This is a genomic window from Gemmatimonadaceae bacterium (genome assembly GCA_035633115.1).
GTDB lineage: Bacteria > Gemmatimonadota > Gemmatimonadetes > Gemmatimonadales > Gemmatimonadaceae > UBA4720.
The window spans coordinates 63202-82939 of sequence record DASQFN010000111.1; the positions used below are offsets into that span (position 1 = coordinate 63202).

General features: G+C 61.8%; 18 protein-coding genes. 8 read left to right on the plus strand and 10 right to left on the minus strand.

The annotated features are described in order from the left end of the window. Nucleotides 1–30: 30 nt before the first annotated feature. The 3 genes from VES88_15190 to VES88_15200 form a co-directional block, all read right to left on the minus strand. Complete coding sequence (locus VES88_15190; protein HYN82832.1) at nucleotides 31–513, minus strand: YbhB/YbcL family Raf kinase inhibitor-like protein; 483 nt, start codon at nucleotides 511–513, stop codon at nucleotides 31–33. 135 nt (nucleotides 514–648) lie between these two features. Then, nucleotides 649–1545 (minus strand): protein phosphatase 2C domain-containing protein, encoded by an 897-nt coding sequence (locus tag VES88_15195; protein ID HYN82833.1) that lies wholly within the window; start codon nucleotides 1543–1545, stop codon nucleotides 649–651. Nucleotides 1546–1719: 174 nt separating this feature from the next. Beyond that, the gene (locus tag VES88_15200) at nucleotides 1720–1926 is read right to left on the minus strand and encodes a hypothetical protein (protein HYN82834.1); all 207 of its coding nucleotides are present in this window, start codon (nucleotides 1924–1926) and stop codon (nucleotides 1720–1722) included. Nucleotides 1927–1938: 12 nt separating this feature from the next. Between VES88_15200 and VES88_15205 the strand changes: the two genes are divergently transcribed. From VES88_15205 to VES88_15215, 3 genes are all read left to right on the plus strand, one after another. Further along, nucleotides 1939–2274, plus strand: a complete 336-nt coding sequence (locus VES88_15205) for an SPASM domain-containing protein (GenBank protein HYN82835.1) — start codon at nucleotides 1939–1941, stop codon at nucleotides 2272–2274. A 58-nt stretch (nucleotides 2275–2332) separates the two neighbouring features. Continuing rightward, entirely contained in the window at nucleotides 2333–3211 is an 879-nt protein-coding gene (locus VES88_15210) for an SDR family oxidoreductase (GenBank protein HYN82836.1), read from the plus strand. A 77-nt stretch (nucleotides 3212–3288) separates the two neighbouring features. Further along, on the plus strand, nucleotides 3289–3846 hold the full coding sequence (locus tag VES88_15215) for a hypothetical protein (GenBank protein HYN82837.1): 558 nt from the start codon (nucleotides 3289–3291) through the stop codon (nucleotides 3844–3846). 73 nt (nucleotides 3847–3919) lie between these two features. Here the strand turns inward: VES88_15215 and VES88_15220 are convergent, their stop codons facing one another. Further along, nucleotides 3920–4615 carry a C40 family peptidase gene (locus VES88_15220; protein HYN82838.1) on the minus strand — a complete coding sequence of 232 codons (696 nt, stop codon included), beginning with the start codon at nucleotides 4613–4615 and terminating at the stop codon, nucleotides 3920–3922. Between the two features lie 190 nt (nucleotides 4616–4805). Here VES88_15220 and VES88_15225 point away from each other — a divergent pair, with 190 nt between their 5' ends. Continuing rightward, nucleotides 4806–6215, plus strand: coding sequence for an FAD-binding oxidoreductase (locus VES88_15225; protein HYN82839.1), 1410 nt, complete (start codon nucleotides 4806–4808; stop codon nucleotides 6213–6215). 17 nt (nucleotides 6216–6232) lie between these two features. Here VES88_15225 and VES88_15230 read toward each other — a convergent pair whose 3' ends face one another. Together VES88_15230 and VES88_15235 are read right to left on the minus strand one after the other, a co-directional pair. Further along, on the minus strand, nucleotides 6233–7471 hold the full coding sequence (locus tag VES88_15230; protein ID HYN82840.1) for a DUF1343 domain-containing protein: 1239 nt from the start codon (nucleotides 7469–7471) through the stop codon (nucleotides 6233–6235). Next, on the minus strand, nucleotides 7468–9234 hold the full coding sequence (locus tag VES88_15235) for a DUF885 domain-containing protein (protein ID HYN82841.1): 1767 nt from the start codon (nucleotides 9232–9234) through the stop codon (nucleotides 7468–7470). The genes VES88_15230 and VES88_15235 overlap by 4 nt, the downstream gene beginning before the upstream one ends. A 159-nt stretch (nucleotides 9235–9393) precedes the next feature. Between VES88_15235 and VES88_15240 the strand changes: the two genes are divergently transcribed. Beyond that, nucleotides 9394–9990 (plus strand): SGNH/GDSL hydrolase family protein, encoded by a 597-nt coding sequence (locus tag VES88_15240; GenBank protein ID HYN82842.1) that lies wholly within the window; start codon nucleotides 9394–9396, stop codon nucleotides 9988–9990. A 146-nt stretch (nucleotides 9991–10136) separates the two neighbouring features. On the opposite strand, the gene VES88_15245 is transcribed toward VES88_15240, so the two are convergent. Then, nucleotides 10137–12023, minus strand: a complete 1887-nt coding sequence (locus tag VES88_15245; protein HYN82843.1) for a multicopper oxidase domain-containing protein — start codon at nucleotides 12021–12023, stop codon at nucleotides 10137–10139. A gap of 459 nt (nucleotides 12024–12482) precedes the next feature. Here VES88_15245 and VES88_15250 point away from each other — a divergent pair, with 459 nt between their 5' ends. The 3 genes from VES88_15250 (at nucleotide 12483) to VES88_15260 (ending at nucleotide 15706) form a co-directional block, all read left to right on the plus strand. Continuing rightward, nucleotides 12483–12926, plus strand: coding sequence for a DUF1801 domain-containing protein (locus tag VES88_15250; protein ID HYN82844.1), 444 nt, complete (start codon nucleotides 12483–12485; stop codon nucleotides 12924–12926). A gap of 84 nt (nucleotides 12927–13010) precedes the next feature. Further along, nucleotides 13011–14261 (plus strand): amino acid permease, encoded by a 1251-nt coding sequence (locus VES88_15255; GenBank protein HYN82845.1) that lies wholly within the window; start codon nucleotides 13011–13013, stop codon nucleotides 14259–14261. Between the two features lie 32 nt (nucleotides 14262–14293). Further along, complete coding sequence (locus VES88_15260) at nucleotides 14294–15706, plus strand: Glu/Leu/Phe/Val dehydrogenase (GenBank protein ID HYN82846.1); 1413 nt, start codon at nucleotides 14294–14296, stop codon at nucleotides 15704–15706. Here the strand turns inward: VES88_15260 and VES88_15265 are convergent. From VES88_15265 to uxuA, 3 genes are all read right to left on the minus strand, one after another. After that, nucleotides 15599–16186, minus strand: a complete 588-nt coding sequence (locus tag VES88_15265) for a hypothetical protein (protein HYN82847.1) — start codon at nucleotides 16184–16186, stop codon at nucleotides 15599–15601. The two genes, VES88_15260 and VES88_15265, sit on opposite strands and share 108 nt — an antisense overlap. Nucleotides 16187–16308: 122 nt before the next feature. Then, nucleotides 16309–18654, minus strand: coding sequence for an alginate lyase family protein (locus VES88_15270; GenBank protein HYN82848.1), 2346 nt, complete (start codon nucleotides 18652–18654; stop codon nucleotides 16309–16311). Beyond that, nucleotides 18651–19700, minus strand: coding sequence for a mannonate dehydratase (gene uxuA / locus VES88_15275; protein ID HYN82849.1), 1050 nt, complete (start codon nucleotides 19698–19700; stop codon nucleotides 18651–18653). The genes VES88_15270 and uxuA overlap by 4 nt, the downstream gene beginning before the upstream one ends. Nucleotides 19701–19738: the final 38 nt, after the last annotated feature.

The following is a 19738-nucleotide window of genomic DNA, read 5'->3' on the forward strand; positions in this document are numbered from 1 at the left end:
GACTACAAGCTGAGAGCTGCAGGCAAATCGTTACTTGACGGCTGCATTCTGGTAGGTCCCCATGATCTCTCCGCTCGCGAGGACGTGCCCCTCCATCTCCTTCAGGAGATCGTTCTTCGTGGGCGGCGCAACAAAAGCCAGCTCCTTGTCGAGCGCGTAAACCTTGAAGAAGTACCGGTGCCTTCCAATCGGGGGGCACGGACCTCCGTACTCTCTCTTGTCCCAGTCGTTTCGGCCGTGTGCGGCGCCACCGGGGAGACCTTTCTTCGACGCATCCTCGGGCAGACTCGATGTCGCGGCGGGAATGTTGTAGACAACCCAGTGTACGTAGACTCGCTGCGGTTTCTCGGGATCCGGTGCATCGGGGTCGTCCACGATGAGGGCGAAGCTCTTCGTTCCTGAAGGAGCGCCCGTCCAGGAGAGCGGAGGGGATGTGTCGTCACCCTCGCAGGTGCAGCGGGACGGTATTGACCCGCCCTGATCGAAAGCCGTTGATGTTACCGAGAGTCGCATTGTTTTTTCCGGGTTGAGAGCGGGAAACCGAATCAGCAAGCCGGGTGCCCAACGACCCGTTTCCCGTTGCCCGTACCAGTTGGCTGCTGCCTGTTGGCCGCTAGCCGTTCGCCGCTGCCCGTTCGCCGCTGCCGGCTACCCGTCGGCCTGCCGAAGGGGCGCGCGGGCCACGACTATCGTGATGTTGTCGCTTCCGCCGCGCGACAAGGCCAGGTCGAGAAGCTCTGACGCGGCCTTCTCCGACGACTTTACGTTGCCAAGAGCCGCGGCGATCTCCTCGTCGGTCACGTGCTTCGTCAGCCCGTCGCTGCAGAGCATCACCAGTGATCCGCGCTCGCTGATGTCCACTCGCGTTACATCGGGAAGCGCTTCGTCGGCGCCGATGGCACTCGAGAGCACGTTCCTGAACGGAGACCGCTCGAGTCGCTCGCGTGGAAGCACACCCTGGTCCACCAGATCCTGACCGATGGTCTGATCCCTCGTGAGCTGACGAAGCGCTCCATCCGCGTAGAAGTACGCCCGGCTGTCTCCAACCTGCACGACGTACATCCACGGCCAGACTGCGATGCTGAGGGTCAACGTAGTGGCCATCTGCTTTCTACCAGTTCGGTGCGCGGCCTCCGAGCGCACCCGCTCGTGCGCGTCGAGCGCGGCGGCGTTGAGAGCTGCCAGGAATTCGTCGTCCGATGCGGCGCCGGCGGCGTGGTAGCAGCGGAGAGTGGACGACACGTACCGGGTAATCGCTTCGGTTGCGAGACGGGCCGCGTCACTGCCGGAATCCGCGCCGCCCACACCGTCGGCAACAACGAGGATCGTCGCGAGTCGGGTGCCCCTGAGCGGAAGTGCTTCCGGTTGCGGCAGACTGGTGCCGTGAACCACCACCTGCGGGTGCACGGTGCAGACGAGAAAGTGATCCTGATTCTCGGCCCGGACTTTTCCACGATGCGTTATGCCGAACAGGTCGAGCTCGTCGTCAGTCGGTCTTGGCGCCTTGACCGCGATTCCGCCTGCTGGTGATTCCTGAGTTGACATCTGCGGCCTCTGGAGGCTTTGCCTGCCGTTACCATGCGGAACACTCGGGCGGTCGGCAAGGGCGGAGAAGCCTCGGGGAATGGAAAGCTGAGTAATGGATCATTTGAGAGACAGTCTGAAGTTCTACCAAGAGAGGCGCCGGTTCGAGGCGCCAGGAGCCGAGGCTCGCAGGTGTCAGGTGAGGTGCGAGAGGCTGCGAAACTCGTTGCCGTCGACGCTGCAGAGCAGCTCGATGATCTCCGAATCCCACCCGGCAACCGACTCGAGAAGCTCAAAGGCGAGAGAGCCGGACAGTACAGCATTCGCGTCAACGAGCAGTCGCGTGTGTGCTTTCGCTGGGAGGATGGGGATGCGCATGACGTTGAGCTCGTTGACTACCACTGAGGCCATCCGATGAGCAGAAAGCTGCGTCCCATTCACCCCGGGGAAGTCTTGCGACTCGATTTTCTCGACCCGCTCGGGATTTCACAGTATCGCCTCTCGCGGGTGTGGTTCGGGCACTGTCCCATTCCGTTTTCTGTCGCGAGCATTCTCCACAATGGCGACGTTCTCATGTGCGTTCACGACTGGGGCCGGAAGGAGATTGTCGGAAACGTGCGCGACAACACGCTTGCGGAGGTCTGGAATGGCGACCGCATGCGCGAGATCAGGTCACTCGTCAGCCAGCGGCGGTATGACGAGGTTGCGGCGTGTAGGAATTGCGGGCTCGTAAAGGAGGGCTGGTTCTAGCGCGGCCCCCGTTGCAGGTGACATAATCCCGGTTCAAACCAGATCTGGAGTTGGCGGGATGATTCTTGTTGCAGGCTCCACCGGTGCCCTCGGGTCGGAAATTGTGCGGCAGTTGCGGGAGCGGGGCGAATCCGTACGCGGTCTCGTGCGTGCCACCACGGCGCCCGAGAAAGTCGCGCGCCTGCAGGACATGGGCGCCGAGACTACGACCGGCAATCTCCGGGACCGCGCGTCGCTCGACGAGGCGGTTCGCGGGGCGCGCACCGTGATTTCGACAGTGTCGATCATCGGCTCCGCGCAGGAGGGGGATTCCTTCACCGATACCGACGCGGCGGGCAACATCTCGCTGATCGACGCCGCCAAGGCAGCCGGAGTGGAACACTTCATCTTTGTGTCGTTCGACGGATCGAGCTTTCCGGACACACCGCTCTTCGAGGCGAAGGTCGCGGTCGATTCGTATCTGCGCTCGAGCGGAATCGGGTACACAATCCTCCATCCTCCTCCATTCATGGAGGTGTGGCTCGGACCGATGCTTTTCGGTGATCCATCCTCCGGTCCCGTCAAGGTCTACGGCCGGGGCGATGGAAAAGTCCCATACATTTCCTCGCGCGACGTTGCCAGCGTCGTTGTTCATGCCGTGACGAAGCCGTCGGCCCGCAACAAGACAATCGCATTCGGCGGCCCCGAAGGAATCACGCAGCGCGAAGTAGTCCGCACCTTCGAGGAAGCGTATGGCAAGCCGGTCGAGGTCGCGGAGGTCCCCGAGCAGGCGCTCGAAGCGCAGTGGAAATCCGCCCGGAACCCGTTCGAGAAGACGTTCGCTGGGCTGATGCTCGGCCTCGCCCGCTTCGATGCGGATCCTCCGAGCAATCCCGACCTGCCGATCAGGACGACGGTGCGGGAGTTCGCCAGGAGCCGAGCCGGCGCAGCTTCTTAACCCGGCAGTCGAGCGACTTGTAACACGAATCAGAGGAGAGCTTCGCCAGCAGCAAACAATCCAAACCGGGGTGCACAATGACAAGCCTTATCGCGCTGTGGCTCCCAATCCTGCTGTCTGCGGTCGCTGTGTTCGCCGCAAGCTCGATGATCCACATGATGTCGCCGTGGCACAAGAACGACTATCGGAAAATTCCGAACGAAGACGAGCTTCGGAGCTCGGTCGGGACGCTGGGAATTCCGCCAGGCGACTACATGGTCCCGCGTCCGGAATCGAGAGAGGACATGCGATCTCCCGAGTTTCTCGAGAAGATGCGAACTGGCCCGAGGCTGATCATGACGGTGCTCCCCGGCGGCGATTTCTCGATGACGAAGAATCTCGTGCAGTGGTTTCTCTATTTGATCCTGATCAGCGTGTTTGCTGCGGGAATCGCCGGAAGCGCGCTCCCTCCAGGAGCGGAAGACAGACAAGTCTTTCACTTCGTCGCACTCACCGCCTTCGCGGGCTACACGCTGGCGCTGTGGCAGATGTCTGTGTGGTACGGCAGGTCGTGGGCGACGACGCTCAAGTCCACTTTCGACGGGCTCATCTACGCCCTCATCACTGCCGCGATATTCTGCTGGCTGTGGCCGTAAGGCTTCGCCTCACGCAGGGATCCCGATATACGCAGCTGAGAACGCTTAGCGTGTTGTCCTCAGCTGCAGCTGACTACCACTTCCTGGGCGCCTGATCGGGAGCATCGAACTCCTCGAACGGGAAGTCCCGGTAAATCTTCTCGAGCGCTTCCAGCAATGACCTGCCGTCGCCGTTGACACGCCTGACCGCAACGAGGTGAGAACGGAAGTACCGGCCCCGCTTGGAGGACAAATCGTCGAACCCGACCCCACCGGCGCTCGACGAGGAATGAAGGATTCGATTGCGACCCGCGTAGAGCGCAACGTGGTTGATCACGCCGTTCCGGCCGCGGAAGAGCATCAGATCACCTTCACGCAGGTTTGTCACCGAAGCTGAGACCCGCTGCCCGGCGTGCGCCATCTGCCTCGACGTGCGCGGAAGCGGAACTCCGTGCTTTCGGTAGACGTACTGGACGAAGCCGGAGCAGTCGAATCCCCTGGGAGTACTTCCTCCCCAGACGTAGGGGACACCGACGTACTTGCGACCTGTGGAGACCGCGCCCTGCGCTCGCTTGCGGGTTGATCCGCTGTTTGTGACGATGGTTCCCGCGTCCGCGACATCGCGGGCCGTCCTCAGAATCTTTGCGGCCCTGCGGATTCGGTTGACATCACTGCCGGAGATATCGATGCCGGAGATATTGATGCCGGAGATTGAGATCTGCGCGGACAGGGCAGAAGGCAGGAAGGGGAGAGAGGCGAGTACTGCGAAGCGTACCAGGCAACGTGGCATATGACGACTCCGATTTTAGGCGCCACTCGGCATAGGACGGACCGCGGCCACGCGCTCGCGCTAACATGTTGTCGCAGAACAAAATGGCTTTTTTCTTCGTCGAACGCCGCGGGCCGCTCGTCACATCACGATGACAGGGGCTGTACCTTTTCGGATACAACTGCACTGAAACGACTCGCGCGAGGTACAGATGTCACCAATTGACAAAGCCAATCTCGATTCACTGAAGACACGACTCCGCGGGCAGCTTCTATTGCCTGGCGAGCCTGGATATGACGATTCGCGTTCCGTCTGGAACGCGATGATCGACAAGCGTCCGGCCGCGATTATTCGCTGCCTGGGAGTTGCCGATGTCGTAACGGGCGTGAACTTCGCGCGCGAGCACGCGATTCCGTTGTCGATAAAAGGGGGCGGACACAACATTTCGGGGCTGGCCGTGTGTGACGACGGACTGATGCTCGACATGTCGCTCAACCGCGGAGTATTCGTCGACCGGGAGGGCGGGACAGCACGGGCGCAGGCCGGTTGCCTGCTCGGCGACGTCGATCGCGAGACACAGGTTCATGGACTCGCGGCATTGATGGGCTTTGTCTCGAATACCGGAATCGCCGGACTCACGCTCGGAGGCGGCATGGGTTACCTCACGCGGAAGTACGGATGGACGTGTGACAGCGTCCTATCGATGGAGGTCGTGACCGCGGAAGGCAAGGTTGTGACCGCAAGCGAAACCGAGAATCAGGACCTCATGTGGGCGTTGCGTGGCGGAGGAGGAAACTTCGGAGTCGTTACGAGCTTCGAGTACAAGCTGTATCCGGTTGGACCGGAGATCATCGGAGGGGCGATAGCGTGGCGCGCCGAGGATGCGCCGGCGGTTCTCGAGATGTGCCGCAAAACGATGGAGAGTGCACCGCCCGAGCTTGTGTGCGTCGGCGCGATTCGGCCGGCGCCGCCCGCGCCGTGGCTGCCCAAGGAGATCCATGGCAAACCCATCGTCGCGGTGTTCTTCTGCCACACCGGGTCCCTCGAGGATGGTGAAAAGGCTGCGGCGCCCATAAAGGCTTTCGGCTCTCCGGTGGGCGACGTCGTGATCAGGCGACCGTACGTCACCCAGCAGAGCCTGATTGACGCGACACAGCCAAAGGGCCGGCGATACTACTGGAAGTCGGAATATCTTCCAGGCTACGAGCCCGACATGCTCGCCCAATTCATAGAATGCGGCGCAAACATGCCCTCACCGCATGCCGGGATTATTCTCTTTCCAATCGGTGGGGCGCTGGCGGAGCTGCCTGACGACTATTCCGCTGTCGGCAATCGTGACGCAGCAGTGCTCCTCAATCTCACGGCGGCCTGGGAAAAGCCGGAAGACGACGGCGTAAACATCGAGTGGGCGCGGAGTGTCTGGCGCGACATGCGCCGGTTCTCGACCGGCGGAACGTACATCAACTTCCTGACGGAAGAGGAAGGTGGTGACAGAATCCAGGCGGCGTACGGTGAGAACCTGGAGAGGCTTGCCGAGGTGAAGGGGAAGTGGGATTCCGCGAATCTGCTCCGGCAAAACAAGAACATCGCGCCGAAAACCGAGGCGAGCGTGACTGCGTGACGTTGTCGAGCTGACAATCAGGGGCTGTAGAGGAGATACTGCGCGGTTAGAGCTTTGAACCGCGCCGACTCGCGGCGCCACTGCGCGAGCAATGCTGTGATGCCTCCGCGCTCGACTGAGTGGCGCAGCGAGCGTGAGCCTGAAAGTTCTTCGATGCCGTTTGCCCGCCACCGAAACTCTTTTGGGTGGCGGATGTAAATCTCGCGCAGCAGATGCGCGCCGATTTCGGCGGAGCGGAGGTCGTCGCGGCGCGTGATGATGATGCGCACCATCGGAATGCTTCGCCCGCCGTACTTCTGGCCGCGGGCGATCTGCTGTCGCGTCGATTCGAATCTCACTCCCGGAAGTTTTTTCAGATTCATCGCCTGGGCGACGGCTGGGGCGTCGGTGAGCCACGATGCGCCAACGAAATGAAACGGCGAAACAGTCCCGCGACCTTCGCTGACGTTGGTTGCCTCGAAGAAAGAGATGCCCGGATAGAGCAACGCTGCATCAGCGCTTCGGATGTTGGGTGATGGATTGACCCACGGGAGACCGGTGTCGTCCCACCACATCGAGCGGCGGTATCCTTTCATCGGCACGACAGTGACGTCCGCGCTGATTTGCTTAGTTCCCGCGAGATAAACCGCGACCTCACCTGGAGTGAGCCCATAACGCATCGGGACGTTGTGCAAGCCGGTGAAAGAGCGGTAGCGTGGCTCGATGAATCCACCCTCGATGACATCTGCGCGAATGGGATTCGGCCGATCGAGAACGATGAACCGCCTGCCCGCCTTTCTCGCCGCTTCTGCGGCGAGCGTCATGGTCCAGACGTAAGTGTACATCCGTGCGCCGACGTCCTGGATGTCGTAGATCAGAACGTCGACGGTCTCGAGCATTTGGGCCGTGGGCGCGAGAGTCTCGCCGTACAGAGAAAAGATCGGGACGCCGGTTGCGCGGTCGACAGTGGAGGCGATGCGCTCGCCACCGCCGGCCTCGCCACGAATTCCATGCTCGGGACCGAAGAGGGCAGTGAGACGAACCCCGGCCGCGCTGTGAAGGAGATCGATGGTGCTGCGTCCCTGCTCGTCGCGTCCGGTGTGGTTCGTGATCAGCCCGACGCGCTTCCCTCGGACCAGGTGAACCGAGTCCTCCAGGAGTATCGAGATTCCAAGCGTGACGCGCGGACTTGCCTGTGCCGATAATGCTCCACTCGCAATGAGCGTCGTGAATGCAGCTCCGATTGCGACGGCCCGCCGGACGCGTATTGTCGTCAAGTCTTACCGTTCTCGGCCGCGATCCACCCCCTCACGTTTTCCTCGAGAACCACCAGCGGCACCGACCCGCTGCCGAGCACCACGTCGTGGAACTTGCGGATGTCGAACTTCGATCCGAGCTCCGTCTCGGCTTCCGCCCTCAACGCGCGGATCTTCATCTGTCCAGTCTTGTAAGCAAGCGCCTGACCCGGCCATGCGATGTAGCGGTCGACTTCGTTCGTGACGTTGACAAGACTGAGCGCGCTGTTCGAGGCCAGATAGTCGATCGCCCGCTGGCGCGTCCATCCCTTCCAGTGTATGCCCGTATCGATCACGAGCCGGCACGCGCGCCACATGTCGAATGAAAGGCGGCCGAACTCGCTGTAGGGATCCTTGTAGAACCCCGCCTCCTTGCCGAGCGACTCGGAGTACAGCGCCCAGCCCTCGACGAATGCTGTCGCGCCGCTGAAGCGGCGGAAATTCGGAACGTCCGTGAGCTCCTGCTGGAGCGCGAGCTGCAGGTGGTGACCCGGAACCGCTTCGTGACTGGCAAGCGCTTCGACCTCGTACAATGGGCGGCTCTTCAGGTCATGCACGTTCACCCAGTAGGTGCCGCTGCGTGTCCCATCTCCCGAGGGCTGCTGGTAGTATGCGGTCGTTGTCCGGGGAGCGATGTAATCAGGAATGGTTTTGATCCCGTACGGCATTCGCGGCAGCTTGCCAAAAAGTCGCGGCAGCTCGCCGTCCATGAGCTTGAGAAAGTATGAGTTCTTCTCGAGCAGCTCCGTCGGAGTCTTTGCATAAAAGCGAGGGTCAGTGCGCAGGAAGGCGACGAAGCTCTTGAAGTCGCCGCTCCATTTAGCCGAGCGCATCACGGTATCCATCGCCGACCGTATGCGTGCGACCTCGCGTAATCCTGTTTCGTGAACGGCGTCCGGTGTGGCGTCGTCGAGAGTCGTGTAGTACCGCACGAGGAATTCGTAATACTTCCTGCCTTCGGGAAGCTGGCTGGCGCCGAGAGACGTGCGTGCCTTCGGCGTGTACTCCTTCTGTATGAAATCGAGGAAATCGCGGTACCCGGCGGCGACGCTGGTGGTGATTGCCTCACGTGCCGCAGCGATGAGTGCAGGACGATCTGCCTCGGGCACGGTCGAAGGGAATTCCGTGAACGGCTTCCAGAGAAGGCTCTTCGCCGGATCCGTAACGATGTGCGGTGATAGCGCCCCCTCGATGCCGTCGAGGGAGACGCGCGGCAGAACCATCCCGCGTCGCGCGCCTTCGCGCATCACCTCGATGAATCCGCCGGAGTACTTCCTGAACGCGGAGAGCCTCGTGATGTAGTTGCGGTAATCCTGCGTAGTGCGGAAAGGCAGTCGATCCGCTATCTGCGGGAAACTGGTATGGAAACCTTCGCGATTCGTGATTGGAATGAGAAAGTCGAAGAGCTCCGCGGACTGGATCGCGTCACGCAGGCTTCGCTCCATTATGTCCCGGTTGATCTGATCGGGCCGGGCGAGCGAGTCGCGTGGAATTGCACGTAGTCGCGCGAGAAATACGCGCGTGGAGTCGAGGCGTCGCGCTTCCGCGGCCAGTCCTTCGTCGGACAGGCGGTCGTTGTACCGCGTATCACCGAGGGTCGTGGAGAACACCGGCGCTTCACGCAGGGTGTTCTCCCACTGCTGCTCGAAGAGAGTCTTGAGCCGCTCAGGTGCGGGTTGCGTCGAGGCGGGGATTGCGAGAGCGAAGGTGTGTAATACGAGCGTAGCGCGGAGAGCGAAATGCATCGGAGAAGAAGTTAGGGACCGGGAAATAAGTTTGGCGGTGCGGCCACGGCTAATCTGGAAGCAAAGTGAGCCAGTCGTTACCCGAGCACCAGTCGCGCGTCCTCTAGTTAGCAGAGCTGTCTCTGCCGGCGTGCCCAGGCGCCGCACAACAATCGCTGGGTGCGTCGTCGCGGCATCCTGCCAGTACGTCGCGCTCGCGCCACAGAGAACTACTACGCACTCTACCTGATGGTCCCGTACGGCGACGAGAAGGAGCTCGCGCAGCTTCAGGACGGCTTCAGGAACCGGGCGATAGGCGGTCAGACAACTCCGCAGATGCTCGTGCGCTTCCGTCAGGATGTGATCGCGCTCAAGCCGAAGGTTGTGGTGATCCTCGCGGGAACGAACGACATCGCCGGCAATACCGGCCCGTCGACGCTCGAGATGATCGAGAACAATCTCGCTTCGATGGCCGAGCTGGCGAAGGCAAATGGGATCCGCGTCGTGCTTGCCTCAGTGCTTCCGGTTCACCTGTATGTATGGCGGCCGAGTGTGCGGCGACCGGCTCAGACCCTCGTTGCCCTGAATCAGTGGATTCGGGACTACGCGCGAAAGAACGGACATGTCTACCTCGACTATCATTCCGCGATGGCCGATGAACGGCTTGGCATGAGCGCAAATTTCTCGGGCGATGGAGTACACCCGAACGAGGCGGGATACAGAATCATGGCGCCGCTCACCGAGGCGGCGATTCGGAGGGCGCTGCGGCAAGACTAGCTGCGTGCGAGCGCCGGGTGACCGCTGAAAGCGGATGCTGTTATTCGAGCGGTCGTTTCAGCGGCATCACCGTGGCGACGACAAATCCTGGCGACCAACAAGTGATCGTCGGCGTAGTCGCTCTCACTACATAGCGGATCCTGCTTTTACGGGACGATCGCCGCTTGCTTCGCCGCTCGTATGAAAACATCAACGGGCACATTCCAGCCCGCCACTCTCGTCTTCACCTCGAGCCGCATCGCGCCGGGGATCATGGGGGTAAACTCGAAATCCGCGGTCTCTCCGGGACCGGTGAGCAGGTACGCCGCGCGCGGAGTCATTTGCGACTTCGGAAGATCGGCGCCGTCCTTCGCTACCGGGCGCCACTGTGCCCTGGTTGAATCCGTTCCCAGCGCGAATTCCACCCTCCAGTCAGGATGAATGTTGATTACGCGGATTCGATACTTGGTACCGGCCTCGAGCAGAAGGGGCTCGGGATCGCTGCTTCCGTTGACGAAGCCCCGCGTGTCCAGGCCTGGCCCCGGCTCCGGGCCGCCACCGCCCACGAGAATAATTTTGTCTTTTTCCGGGTCGAACTTTCTCGGATCGTCCAGCACCAGCAGCGCCCCGTACATCCCCGAGTTCATCTGGGTGCCCTCGTTGAGATGCGAGTGATACATGAACGTTCCCGAGCGGGGTGGCGTGAATGCCGCGATGAATGAATCGCCCGGCGCGATCGGGGCCATCACGTTCTTACCCATGCCGCTCCAGTTCGGCACGCCATCGGGGAAGCTCTCCAGCTCGATACCATGCCAGTGAACGGCGCTCGGCTCCCGTAGATGGTTGACCACCGTTATGCGGACTGGCTGGCCGCGCTTGAGAAAAAGAGTCGGACCCGGCATGGAGACCGAATCCCGCTTCGGTTCCTTGTCACCGTCCTGCAGAACGAAGCCGATCGCCGGCTTGTCCCCGAACCTCTTTGGTGCCGTCTGGAGTAAGAGCCGGAGGCGTCGGGGCGGTTCCGTCGAAACTGCGTATTTATCGCCGGGGCGCGGGTTGACGTGAATGCCGAGCACGAGGCCTGCCATTGCATGGGCGCGATGCTCCGCGTGCTCCGCCGCCTTTCCGCCGGCAGGCTTTGCCTTCGGCTCGAGAACGTTTTCGTCGGAAACGTGGAAGGCGAAGTGGCAATGGAAGATCCAGTTGCCGGGCTTCTCCGGGACCCAGGTAAAGGCCATCGTGCTTCCGACGCGCATCAGCTCGGTGTTGACGAGGCGCCTTTCAGCCATCCTGTAGATGGTGTCGGCGCTCATCATGCCGCGGCTGTTGACCGAGTAGTAGAACCCGTGCAGATGCATGGGGTGGGTGGATCCAGTCGGATTCACCCAGCGCCAGCGCACTGTGTCGCCGACGGTGAAGGTGAAGCGCTCGGTGTGCGGCCACGACTTGCCGTTGATGACGAGTACTTCGCGCTCAGGCAGCTCTACGCCGTTCACTTTTTTCGCTTCATCGAACCAGATGCCGAGCACGAATACCCGGTCGCGCGGCGATCCCGAACCTGAGCGCGGATCGATGATGAAAGCGCCGGACAGCTGACTCTCGACCGCCTTCCTGTCAGTCAGCGGATTATCCGCGGTCGTTCCCCAGTAGTAGTAGGTGCCCGGCGCACCGGCCACGAAGCGAACATTGCGTGTCCCCCGAGACTGAACGACGATTCCGTCACCGGAGGGAGCGGGCCGGGTATCGAGGCCGAGCACGCGCACGGAGTCAGTGAGCGTGTTGCGAAGGGTGATGCGCACCTCGGTTCCCTCCGGAACACGGATCAGCGGTCCCGGAGTCGACGGGGCACGTCCAGCCTCGGCGAATGCCTGGATCGGAACGGTCGCTCCATTATCGGCCTCCGGATACCACATGCCATTCCGGATATCGAGCGTGAGATCGAGAACGCCGTTCTTCAAGGTTCCCGCGGCGACCCGATTGTCGTTGGCTGCGACTCGTTCGTGGGAGGCAAGCTGCGCCGCCGCAGGGATGGGGCACAGGGAAAGAATCAGCAAGGTGCTGGCGGTGAGAATCCGCAGAGGAGGCTCTTTCTATGAGAAGCCCTCTATGATGGCAGGAATCGTCAAAAGGTCAAGAGAGATTCGGTCAGAAGCGCATACTCGCCGTAACGCGCTGGGCGTCGGCGCAATGCGCGGCGGGCCCTCCGGACCACTCTTGCGCCCGAGGTCGGGGTGATGTTCTCGTTCTGACGTCCGCGTGAGAAACGGGTGATGACGCTATTCCAGATCGGGGAGTGCGCCGCTGCCCACTGGCGGGGGTAGAGTGACGAGTGAGGCGGCGCGGGCCGTGAGCTGCCTGAACGAGTCGCGGTCACGCAGCGCATCGAAGTTGCGGTCGTGGTTGAGCTGGTGAAGGTCGGCCCAGCCGAGAGCGACTTCGGGTTGCAGTGCCTTCGGTTTGCGTGTCCGAGTGGCGCCCCAATATTATCCTCCGATCCAACGGAACGAGGACCCATGCCCGCGACGACCACACCAGTGGAGGATTACCTCGCCTCCCTCCCCGACAATCAGCGAGCCGTGCTCGAGCCGGTACGTGATACCGTTCGGAAGAACCTGCCGAAGGGCTACGAGGAGCTGATGCAGGGAAAGTTCATCACCTACGTCATCCCGCGCTCTCGCTACCCGAAGACGTACAATGGGCAGCCGCTACAGTACGCCGCGCTAGCCGCGCAAAAGAATTACTACACGCTCTACCTGATGGTCCCGTACGGCGACGAGAAGGAGCTCGCGCAGCTTCAGGACGGCTTCAGGAAAGCCGGCAAGAAGCTCGACATGGGGAAGTCGTGCATCCGCTTCAAGAAGCTCGACGACCTTCCACTGGACGTCATCGGCGAAAGCGTCGCGCGAACTTCGGTGGATGATTACATACGCGGGTACGAATCCGTGAAGCGCAAATAGACATCGGGCGGCGCTCTGACCCTCGCGACGGCAGCAGCAGACAAGGATTCTCCACAGCGCCCCGAACAGGGGCTCGTCAGAGGCATACGACGTTGGGATCTCGTCGCACTGATCATCAACAACGTCATCGGCGCGGGTATCTTCGGTCTCCCGGCCGCACTCTACCTGCTGGCAGGAACGTACAGTCTGCTGGCCTTCATCGCGTGCGCTTTCGTAATAGGAATCGTGGCGCTGGTCTTCGCGGAGATGAGCACCCGGTTCACGGAAACCGGCGGTCCGTATCTTTACGCGCGCAAGACGCTCGGCCCGCTCGTGGGCTTCGAGGTCGGGTGGCTCAACTGGATCGCACGACTCACCGGCTTTGCGGGGGTCTGTAACCTCTTCCTGATCTACCTCGCCCTCTTCGTTCCGGGCGCGAACGAAGGCGCGCTGAGGGTAGCTCTCATTGTCGCGGTCGTCGGCGTGTACACGACGATCAATCTCGTCGGCATTCGGGAGATGACGATCGTCAGCAATATCTTCGCCGTGTCGAAGCTGATTCCGCTCGTGCTGTTCATCACGATCGGCCTGTTTTTCATCGACAGCAGCCGCTTCTCATTCGCCGAGCCGCCCGATTACCAGCCGTTCTCGAAAGCGGTGCTGCTTCTCGTGTTTGCGTTCAGCTTCGAGGCGTCGATGATTCCAGCCGGCGAGGTGCGCAACCCGGCACGTGATTATCCACGGGCGCTCCTCATCAGTCTGTCCATCGTTGCCGTCGTCTATGTGCTCGTGCAAGTGGTATCGATCGGCACCCTGCCGGGTCTGGCTACTTCCGACCGGCCGCTCGCCGACGCAGCAGGAGTCTTCCTCGGAAGCACGGGCGCCTATCTGATTACGATCGGAGCGCTCATCTCCACATCGGGCACGCTGAACGCGGGCATTCTGTTCACGAGCCGGGTCCCGTTCGCGCTCGCGGAGCAGGGTCAGCTCCCGAGTGCGCTCGCAAGGATTCATCCCCGCTTCCGCACACCGCACGTCGCAATTCTTCTCTCAGCGTCGGTGATTCTCGTGCTCACGATTTTCAACACGTTCATCACCGCCGCGACAATCTCGGCGATGGTGCGCCTGTCGCTCTACATCATCACGGCGATCTGCCTGATTGTGCTCAGGAGACGCGGCGACAAGCCTGCTCCCGCATTCCAGGTACCGGGTGGGCTGTTCATTCCGGTTCTTACGATCGCCCTTTCATGCTGGCTCCTGTCCAACAGCTCAGCGCGTGAGGCGCGTGACGCAGGGCTCGCCGCCCTGGTGGGTCTCGCGTTGTACGGTCTGACCAAGCTCAGATACCGCGGGTAAATTCATCCCCCGAGTTTTTTTAGAGCGCGCTTATGAGCACTACGGACATCCCGATGTTCGCGCAGGTCAACAAGTACTTCGACAAGGCGGCGGCCTATCTCGAGCATCCGCCGGGACTTCTCGAGCAGATCAAGGAGTGCAATTCCGTCTTCCGGATCAGCTTCCCGCTGAAGCGCGATGACGGCACTATAGAGGTGATTCACGGCTGGCGAGCGCAGCACAGTGTGCACCGGCTTCCCACGAAGGGCGGGATCCGGTTCGCAGCCCATGTGGATGAGGACGAGGTCTCGGCCCTGGCAGCCTTGATGACGTACAAATGCGCACTCGTGGACGTGCCGTTCGGCGGCGCAAAGGGGGCTGTGCGCATCGACTCGAGGCATTACTCCGAAGCCGAGCTCGAGCGAATCACCCGCCGGTACACTTACGAGCTCTTCACGAAGAATCTTATCGGGCCGGGGGTGGATGTGCCCGCGCCTGACTACGGCACGGGGCCGCGGGAGATGGCGTGGATTCTCGACACGTATGCGTCGCTCTCTCCGGGGTCGATCGACGCGCTTGGATGCGTGACTGGTAAGCCCGTCACGCAGGGCGGAGTTCGAGGACGCGCCGAAAGCACCGGCCGCGGCGTTTACTTCGCGCTGCGAGAAGCGGTGTGCTTTGCCGAGGACGTCGCGCCGCTCGGCATTACGCCGGGAGTCGGAGGGAAGCGGGTAGTAGTGCAGGGGCTCGGCAACGTGGGCTACCACGCGGCGAAATTCATTCACGAAGGCGGCGGGCTTCTCGTCGCACTCGCCGAGCGCGAGGGTGCGATTTTCCGCGAGGGTGGGCTCGATCTGGAAAAAGTCATGTCGCACCGGAAGGAGACCGGGTCGATCCTCGGTTTTCCCGGGGCGCGCGACATTACGACGAGCTCGGAGGCGCTCGAGGTCGATTGCGACATTCTTGTCCCGGCAGCGCTGGAAAACCAGATCACAGGCGAGAACGTCGATCGCATCCGGGCGCGGATAATCGTCGAGGGAGCTAACGGGCCGGTGACGGCCGACGCGAGCGAGCGGCTGCTTTCGCGCGGGACGCTCATCGTTCCGGACATTTACACGAACGCGGGTGGGGTGACCGTCTCCTACTTCGAGTGGGTGAAGAACCTGTCGCACATGCGCTTCGGGCGGATGGAAAAGCGATTCACGGAGAGGACCAACGAGCGGATGCTGGAGGGCATCGAGCATCTCACCGGGCTGCATTTCCCGGCCGACGATCGCGACCGCGCGACGGCGACCGTGAATGAGGAGGAGCTCGTGAACTCCGGTCTCGAAGAAACCATGGTAGCCGCCTACGCCGAGCTACGGGCGATTCAGAAGGATCGCGGAGTGGATTTGCGGACGGCTGCTTTCATCAATGCGATTGGGAAGGTCGCGCTCGCTTATCAGGAGCGCGGAATTTTTCCCTGAGACGGCGAAATGAAGGAAGGGCTCCGATAGAATAGCGGCCGCCTCATCGTACACCCGAGCCCGCGCCTTCAGATGTCTGTCGAATCGATCGAGCAGCGCTTCACTATAGGCCGGGCCGAGACGTCGAAATGATGGATCGACGCTGGCGGCCTCGAAGGCGCGGAAGGCTGTATCGATCGCCATCGCAACGCCCTGTCCCGCGAGTGGATCGAACGCGACGGCCGCATCCCCGATAGCAATCCATCCGTCGCCGACAAAGCGCGATAACCGCGAAGGAAACGCGGGGTAGACCGCCGTCTCTATGAGCGTCGCATCAGCCTGTCTCAATGTCCGGGCAATGCTTCGCGATTTTCCGAGTGCGTGGGCCCACCACATTTCCGGGGTTGCGCCCGCCGCCTTCAGCATTTGCGAGCTGGTGTAGAGCGTGGCTACCAAGATTCCGTCCCGGCGACTGAAAGCGACCACCAGCCCACCGGGCACGATTCGACCGTGAGCATTGCACTGGCGCGGACAGGCGAATCGCCGGCGTCGAGCCAACCGACGATCGCGAAAAGATCGCCGCGGTTCGATTATCTCGAGGAGCCTTCGGGATGATTCGGTCCTTAGTGTCTCCGGTAGGTACCTCGATGCCGAAGTAGAGCCTCCACGAAATAGTAGTCAGCATACACCAACCCGACATCGATTTCGGTGCCCTGCGGACGGCCGCCTACCGCGTGCCGGAGAATTGCCCCACTCCCAGGTCGGTAATCAATGTATTGCACGGAAAGCGTCGCCAGAATTCGTTCAGCGACTCCGCGGTATCGTCGTGCTTGCTCGGGTGGTACGCTACGGGCGAGATCGAGTAACGCCGATGCGGCGATCGCCGCCGCCGATGCATCGCGTTCCACATTGGGAACGCCGGGATGCCGCATGTCCCACCACGGAACTCCATCCGGCGGCAAGTGCGCAATGAACCAGTCGGCAGTGCGCTGCGCCGCGCGAAGCAGCTCGGGATTTCCCGTGTACTTGTGCGTCGTGGCGAAGCCGTAGATCGCCCATGCCTGTCCCCGCGCCCAAACGGAGCTGTCGGAGAATCCCTGCCATGTTGCAGTTCGCTCGAGCGCGCCCGACGTGGGATCGAAGAGCGCGACGTGAGCAGTGCTTCCGTCAGCACGCACGTGCACTCGGGCCGACGTAAGCGCGTGACGCTCGGCGATAGATCGCCAGCTCGGGTCACCGCCGTGTCGCGACGCCCAGAGCAACATCTCCAGGTTCATCAGGTTGTCGACGATGACCGGATACTTCCAGGTGCTACGCGCGTCGTTCCCGCCCTCCGTATCCCAGGACTTAATGGCGCCGACACGCGGGTTGTACCGCGTCAGCAATGAGCGGCTCGCCTCGAGCACGACATCCCGGTAGTGCTGATTGCCTGTCGCCAGGAATCCGTGACCGAAGCTATTGAAGATCATGAAGCCCAGATCGTGAGTTGTCCGCACGGATTTCAGCGGCTCGAGGCCCGTCGTCCAACGCTCGGCCAGCGGCCGCCACTGTCGCTCGCCCGTGCTCTGATACATGTACCAGAGCGTTCCAGCAAAGAATCCACTCGTCCATTGACTCGCCGGCCGAAGCTCCCAGACGCCGCCTGCTCCGGCGAGTCGCGGGTAGCCGTTGGCCGGATCGAGCTGGGCGGCGCTCGAGCGGAGCCTCGCGCTGGCGAGAACGAGCGCGCGATCCAAGAGTGCTTTCCGATTCGCTGCCGTTTGCGCTGAGACGCCCGGATGGAAGAGCCGCCACCATTGAGGGACGTACCCGGAGCGATTTGCTCTCTCTGCTGCTCCGTCGAGCACGCTATCCGAATAGCTAGCGGACGCTCGGCGGAATGGCGTCAACACGACGTCTGCGGCAACGGGAGCAACATCCCCCTTCGGCCACTTGCGATCCGTGTAGTTGTACGGTGCGATGAATTTCAGCGCCTTGAGCAGATTCCCGCCGCGAGGTGACGTGTAGCTCCAGAGATCAACACCGTCGTGGCGGCTCATCTCGGCGAGCTGCGTAAAGGCGTCGAGGTTGAAGAGGCTGTAGTGCATTGGCCTCGTGCGCGCGAGCTCCGCGGGCTGCGATCCATCCGCGTTGATCTGGGAATCGATGCGCTGTTTGGCGCTCGTTGCGAGGACCGAGCGCGCAAGCTTCGTGTCTCCGACAAAAAGCGCGAGGGCCGCGACCTGCGCGTCGTACCACGTGCCGTGGTTATTGGTTTGCGCCTGCTCGTCGCGGCCATTCTTGCTCGTGCGGAGCCAGGTGAGGTAGCGCCGAGCCCAGCTCCGAAAGGCCGCCCTGTCACTCTGCGTCCAGCCTGGATACGTCTCGAGGATTCGAGCTGCATCAACGAGCTGCGCCATGTGGCGGGTGTCGATGATGCCGATTCCGCGACCTTGGGTGACGCCCGGAATTGCCTGCGCAAAGTTCAGGTTCGGATTCATTCGCGTGGCCGGCGCGATGAAAAACCCTCGCATGAGCGCGACCGCGCGGTCAACATATTTTCTCTCGCCGGTTAAGTACCAGGCGAGTGCGAGAATCTGAACCGCGTCGATGGTCCGCTGAAGGCGCAACCCATCGTGATCGATGCGAGTCTGCGGATTCATCAGGCCGTCGCGCTGGATGTACGGAAGACCGCCGGGCTTGGTGCTGTCGGGCCACCAGTAGGGTGCGAAGCTCATGTAATCATGCTTGTCGCTACTCGGCGGAATCTTCCCTTTCTGCATTACCGACAGTGGCGGCACGAGCAGAACGCTGTCGGCGGTATGTGTCAGCGCGGAGTAAGCAGGCAGGAGTTGGACATTGCCCTCGCGCACGAGACGGCGTGATTCGGCGAGCAGCTCGCCACGCGCCATAATGAGTCGCGGTGGTGACTGAGCACCCGCAAGCTGTGCAACCGCCAACCAAAGGAGCGCTGCAACTTTAGATCTCATGATCTAGTCGGCGATGACAGTCCTTCCCACAACCCGTACAGATAGGTCGCGCCGAGTGCACGGTCATGGAGACCGTAGCCCGGCCGTCCACGCTCACCCCAGATCATTCTGCCGTGATCCGGGCGCATGGGCCCGTCGAAACCGGAATCGCGCAACGCTGTCAGAACCGCCCGCATGTCCACGTCGCCGTACTCACTGGGGTGCGGTGTCTCGACGAACTTGCGGTCGCCGGTACGCTTGATGTTCCGGCAGTGGGCGAAGTGAATTCGCCCTAGCTCGCCGAAATGACGGGCCATACGCGGCAGGTCATTGTCAGGATGCGCGGCAAGCGAGCCGGTGCAGAAGGTGATTCCATTCGCGGGATGATCGACAAGGTTCAGCAGACGGTCGAAGCTGGCCGCGTTCCTGATGATGCGCGGGATCCCGAAAATGGACCACGGCGGATCGTCGGGATGAATTGCCATTTTCACTCCGGCACTGTCGGCGACAGGCACGATTCGCTCGAGGAAGTACGCGAGGTTTTCCCATAGGCGCTCTTCATCCACGTCCGAATAAGCGAGGAGCAACGATTCGAGCGTCCGCGCATCGTATGCCGTCGCCCAGCCCGGAAGGTCGCGCGTCCCCCGCGACAAATCGAAGCGCGCGAGCATGTCGTCGTCGTATGACAGCGCAGTCGACCCGTCTGGCATGGGCGTCGCGAGGTTCGTCCGCATCCAGTCGAACACCGGCATGAAATTGTAGCAGAGTACCGGTACACCGACTTCGCCCATGTTGCTGACACTCTCGGCGTAACTGTCGAGCAGTGAATCGCGCGTCGGTCGGCCGAGCTTGATGTCCTCGTGAACGGGAATGCTTTCGACGACGGCGAACCGCATTCCTGCGCTATCGATGGATTCGACAAGACGCGAGAGCTTTTCGCGCGGCCACGCCTCGCCGATGGGTACATCGTATAGCGCGCTGACGATTCCGCGTACGCCCGGAATCTGGCGAATGTTCTCGAGCGGGATGGGATCCTCGTCTCCGAACCATCGAAACGTCAGCTCCATCGCCGCTCGGCCTTTAGCGATTGCTCGCGGGGCGATCG

Excerpts from the sequence above, each read along its gene's own strand:
- VES88_15190 (HYN82832.1), bottom strand. The coding sequence starts at position 513 with ATGCGACTCTCGGTAACATCAACGGCTTTCGATCAGGGCGGGTCAATA.
- VES88_15195 (HYN82833.1), bottom strand. The coding sequence starts at position 1,545 with ATGTCAACTCAGGAATCACCAGCAGGCGGAATCGCGGTCAAGGCGCCA.
- VES88_15205 (HYN82835.1), top strand. The coding sequence starts at position 1,939 with ATGAGCAGAAAGCTGCGTCCCATTCACCCCGGGGAAGTCTTGCGACTC.
- VES88_15210 (HYN82836.1), top strand. The coding sequence starts at position 2,333 with ATGATTCTTGTTGCAGGCTCCACCGGTGCCCTCGGGTCGGAAATTGTG.
- VES88_15215 (HYN82837.1), top strand. The coding sequence starts at position 3,289 with ATGACAAGCCTTATCGCGCTGTGGCTCCCAATCCTGCTGTCTGCGGTC.
- VES88_15220 (HYN82838.1), bottom strand. The coding sequence starts at position 4,615 with ATGCCACGTTGCCTGGTACGCTTCGCAGTACTCGCCTCTCTCCCCTTC.
- VES88_15225 (HYN82839.1), top strand. The coding sequence starts at position 4,806 with ATGTCACCAATTGACAAAGCCAATCTCGATTCACTGAAGACACGACTC.
- VES88_15235 (HYN82841.1), bottom strand. The coding sequence starts at position 9,234 with ATGCATTTCGCTCTCCGCGCTACGCTCGTATTACACACCTTCGCTCTC.
- VES88_15250 (HYN82844.1), top strand. The coding sequence starts at position 12,483 with ATGCCCGCGACGACCACACCAGTGGAGGATTACCTCGCCTCCCTCCCC.
- VES88_15260 (HYN82846.1), top strand. The coding sequence starts at position 14,294 with ATGAGCACTACGGACATCCCGATGTTCGCGCAGGTCAACAAGTACTTC.
- VES88_15270 (HYN82848.1), bottom strand. The coding sequence starts at position 18,654 with ATGAGATCTAAAGTTGCAGCGCTCCTTTGGTTGGCGGTTGCACAGCTT.
- uxuA (HYN82849.1), bottom strand. The coding sequence starts at position 19,700 with ATGGAGCTGACGTTTCGATGGTTCGGAGACGAGGATCCCATCCCGCTC.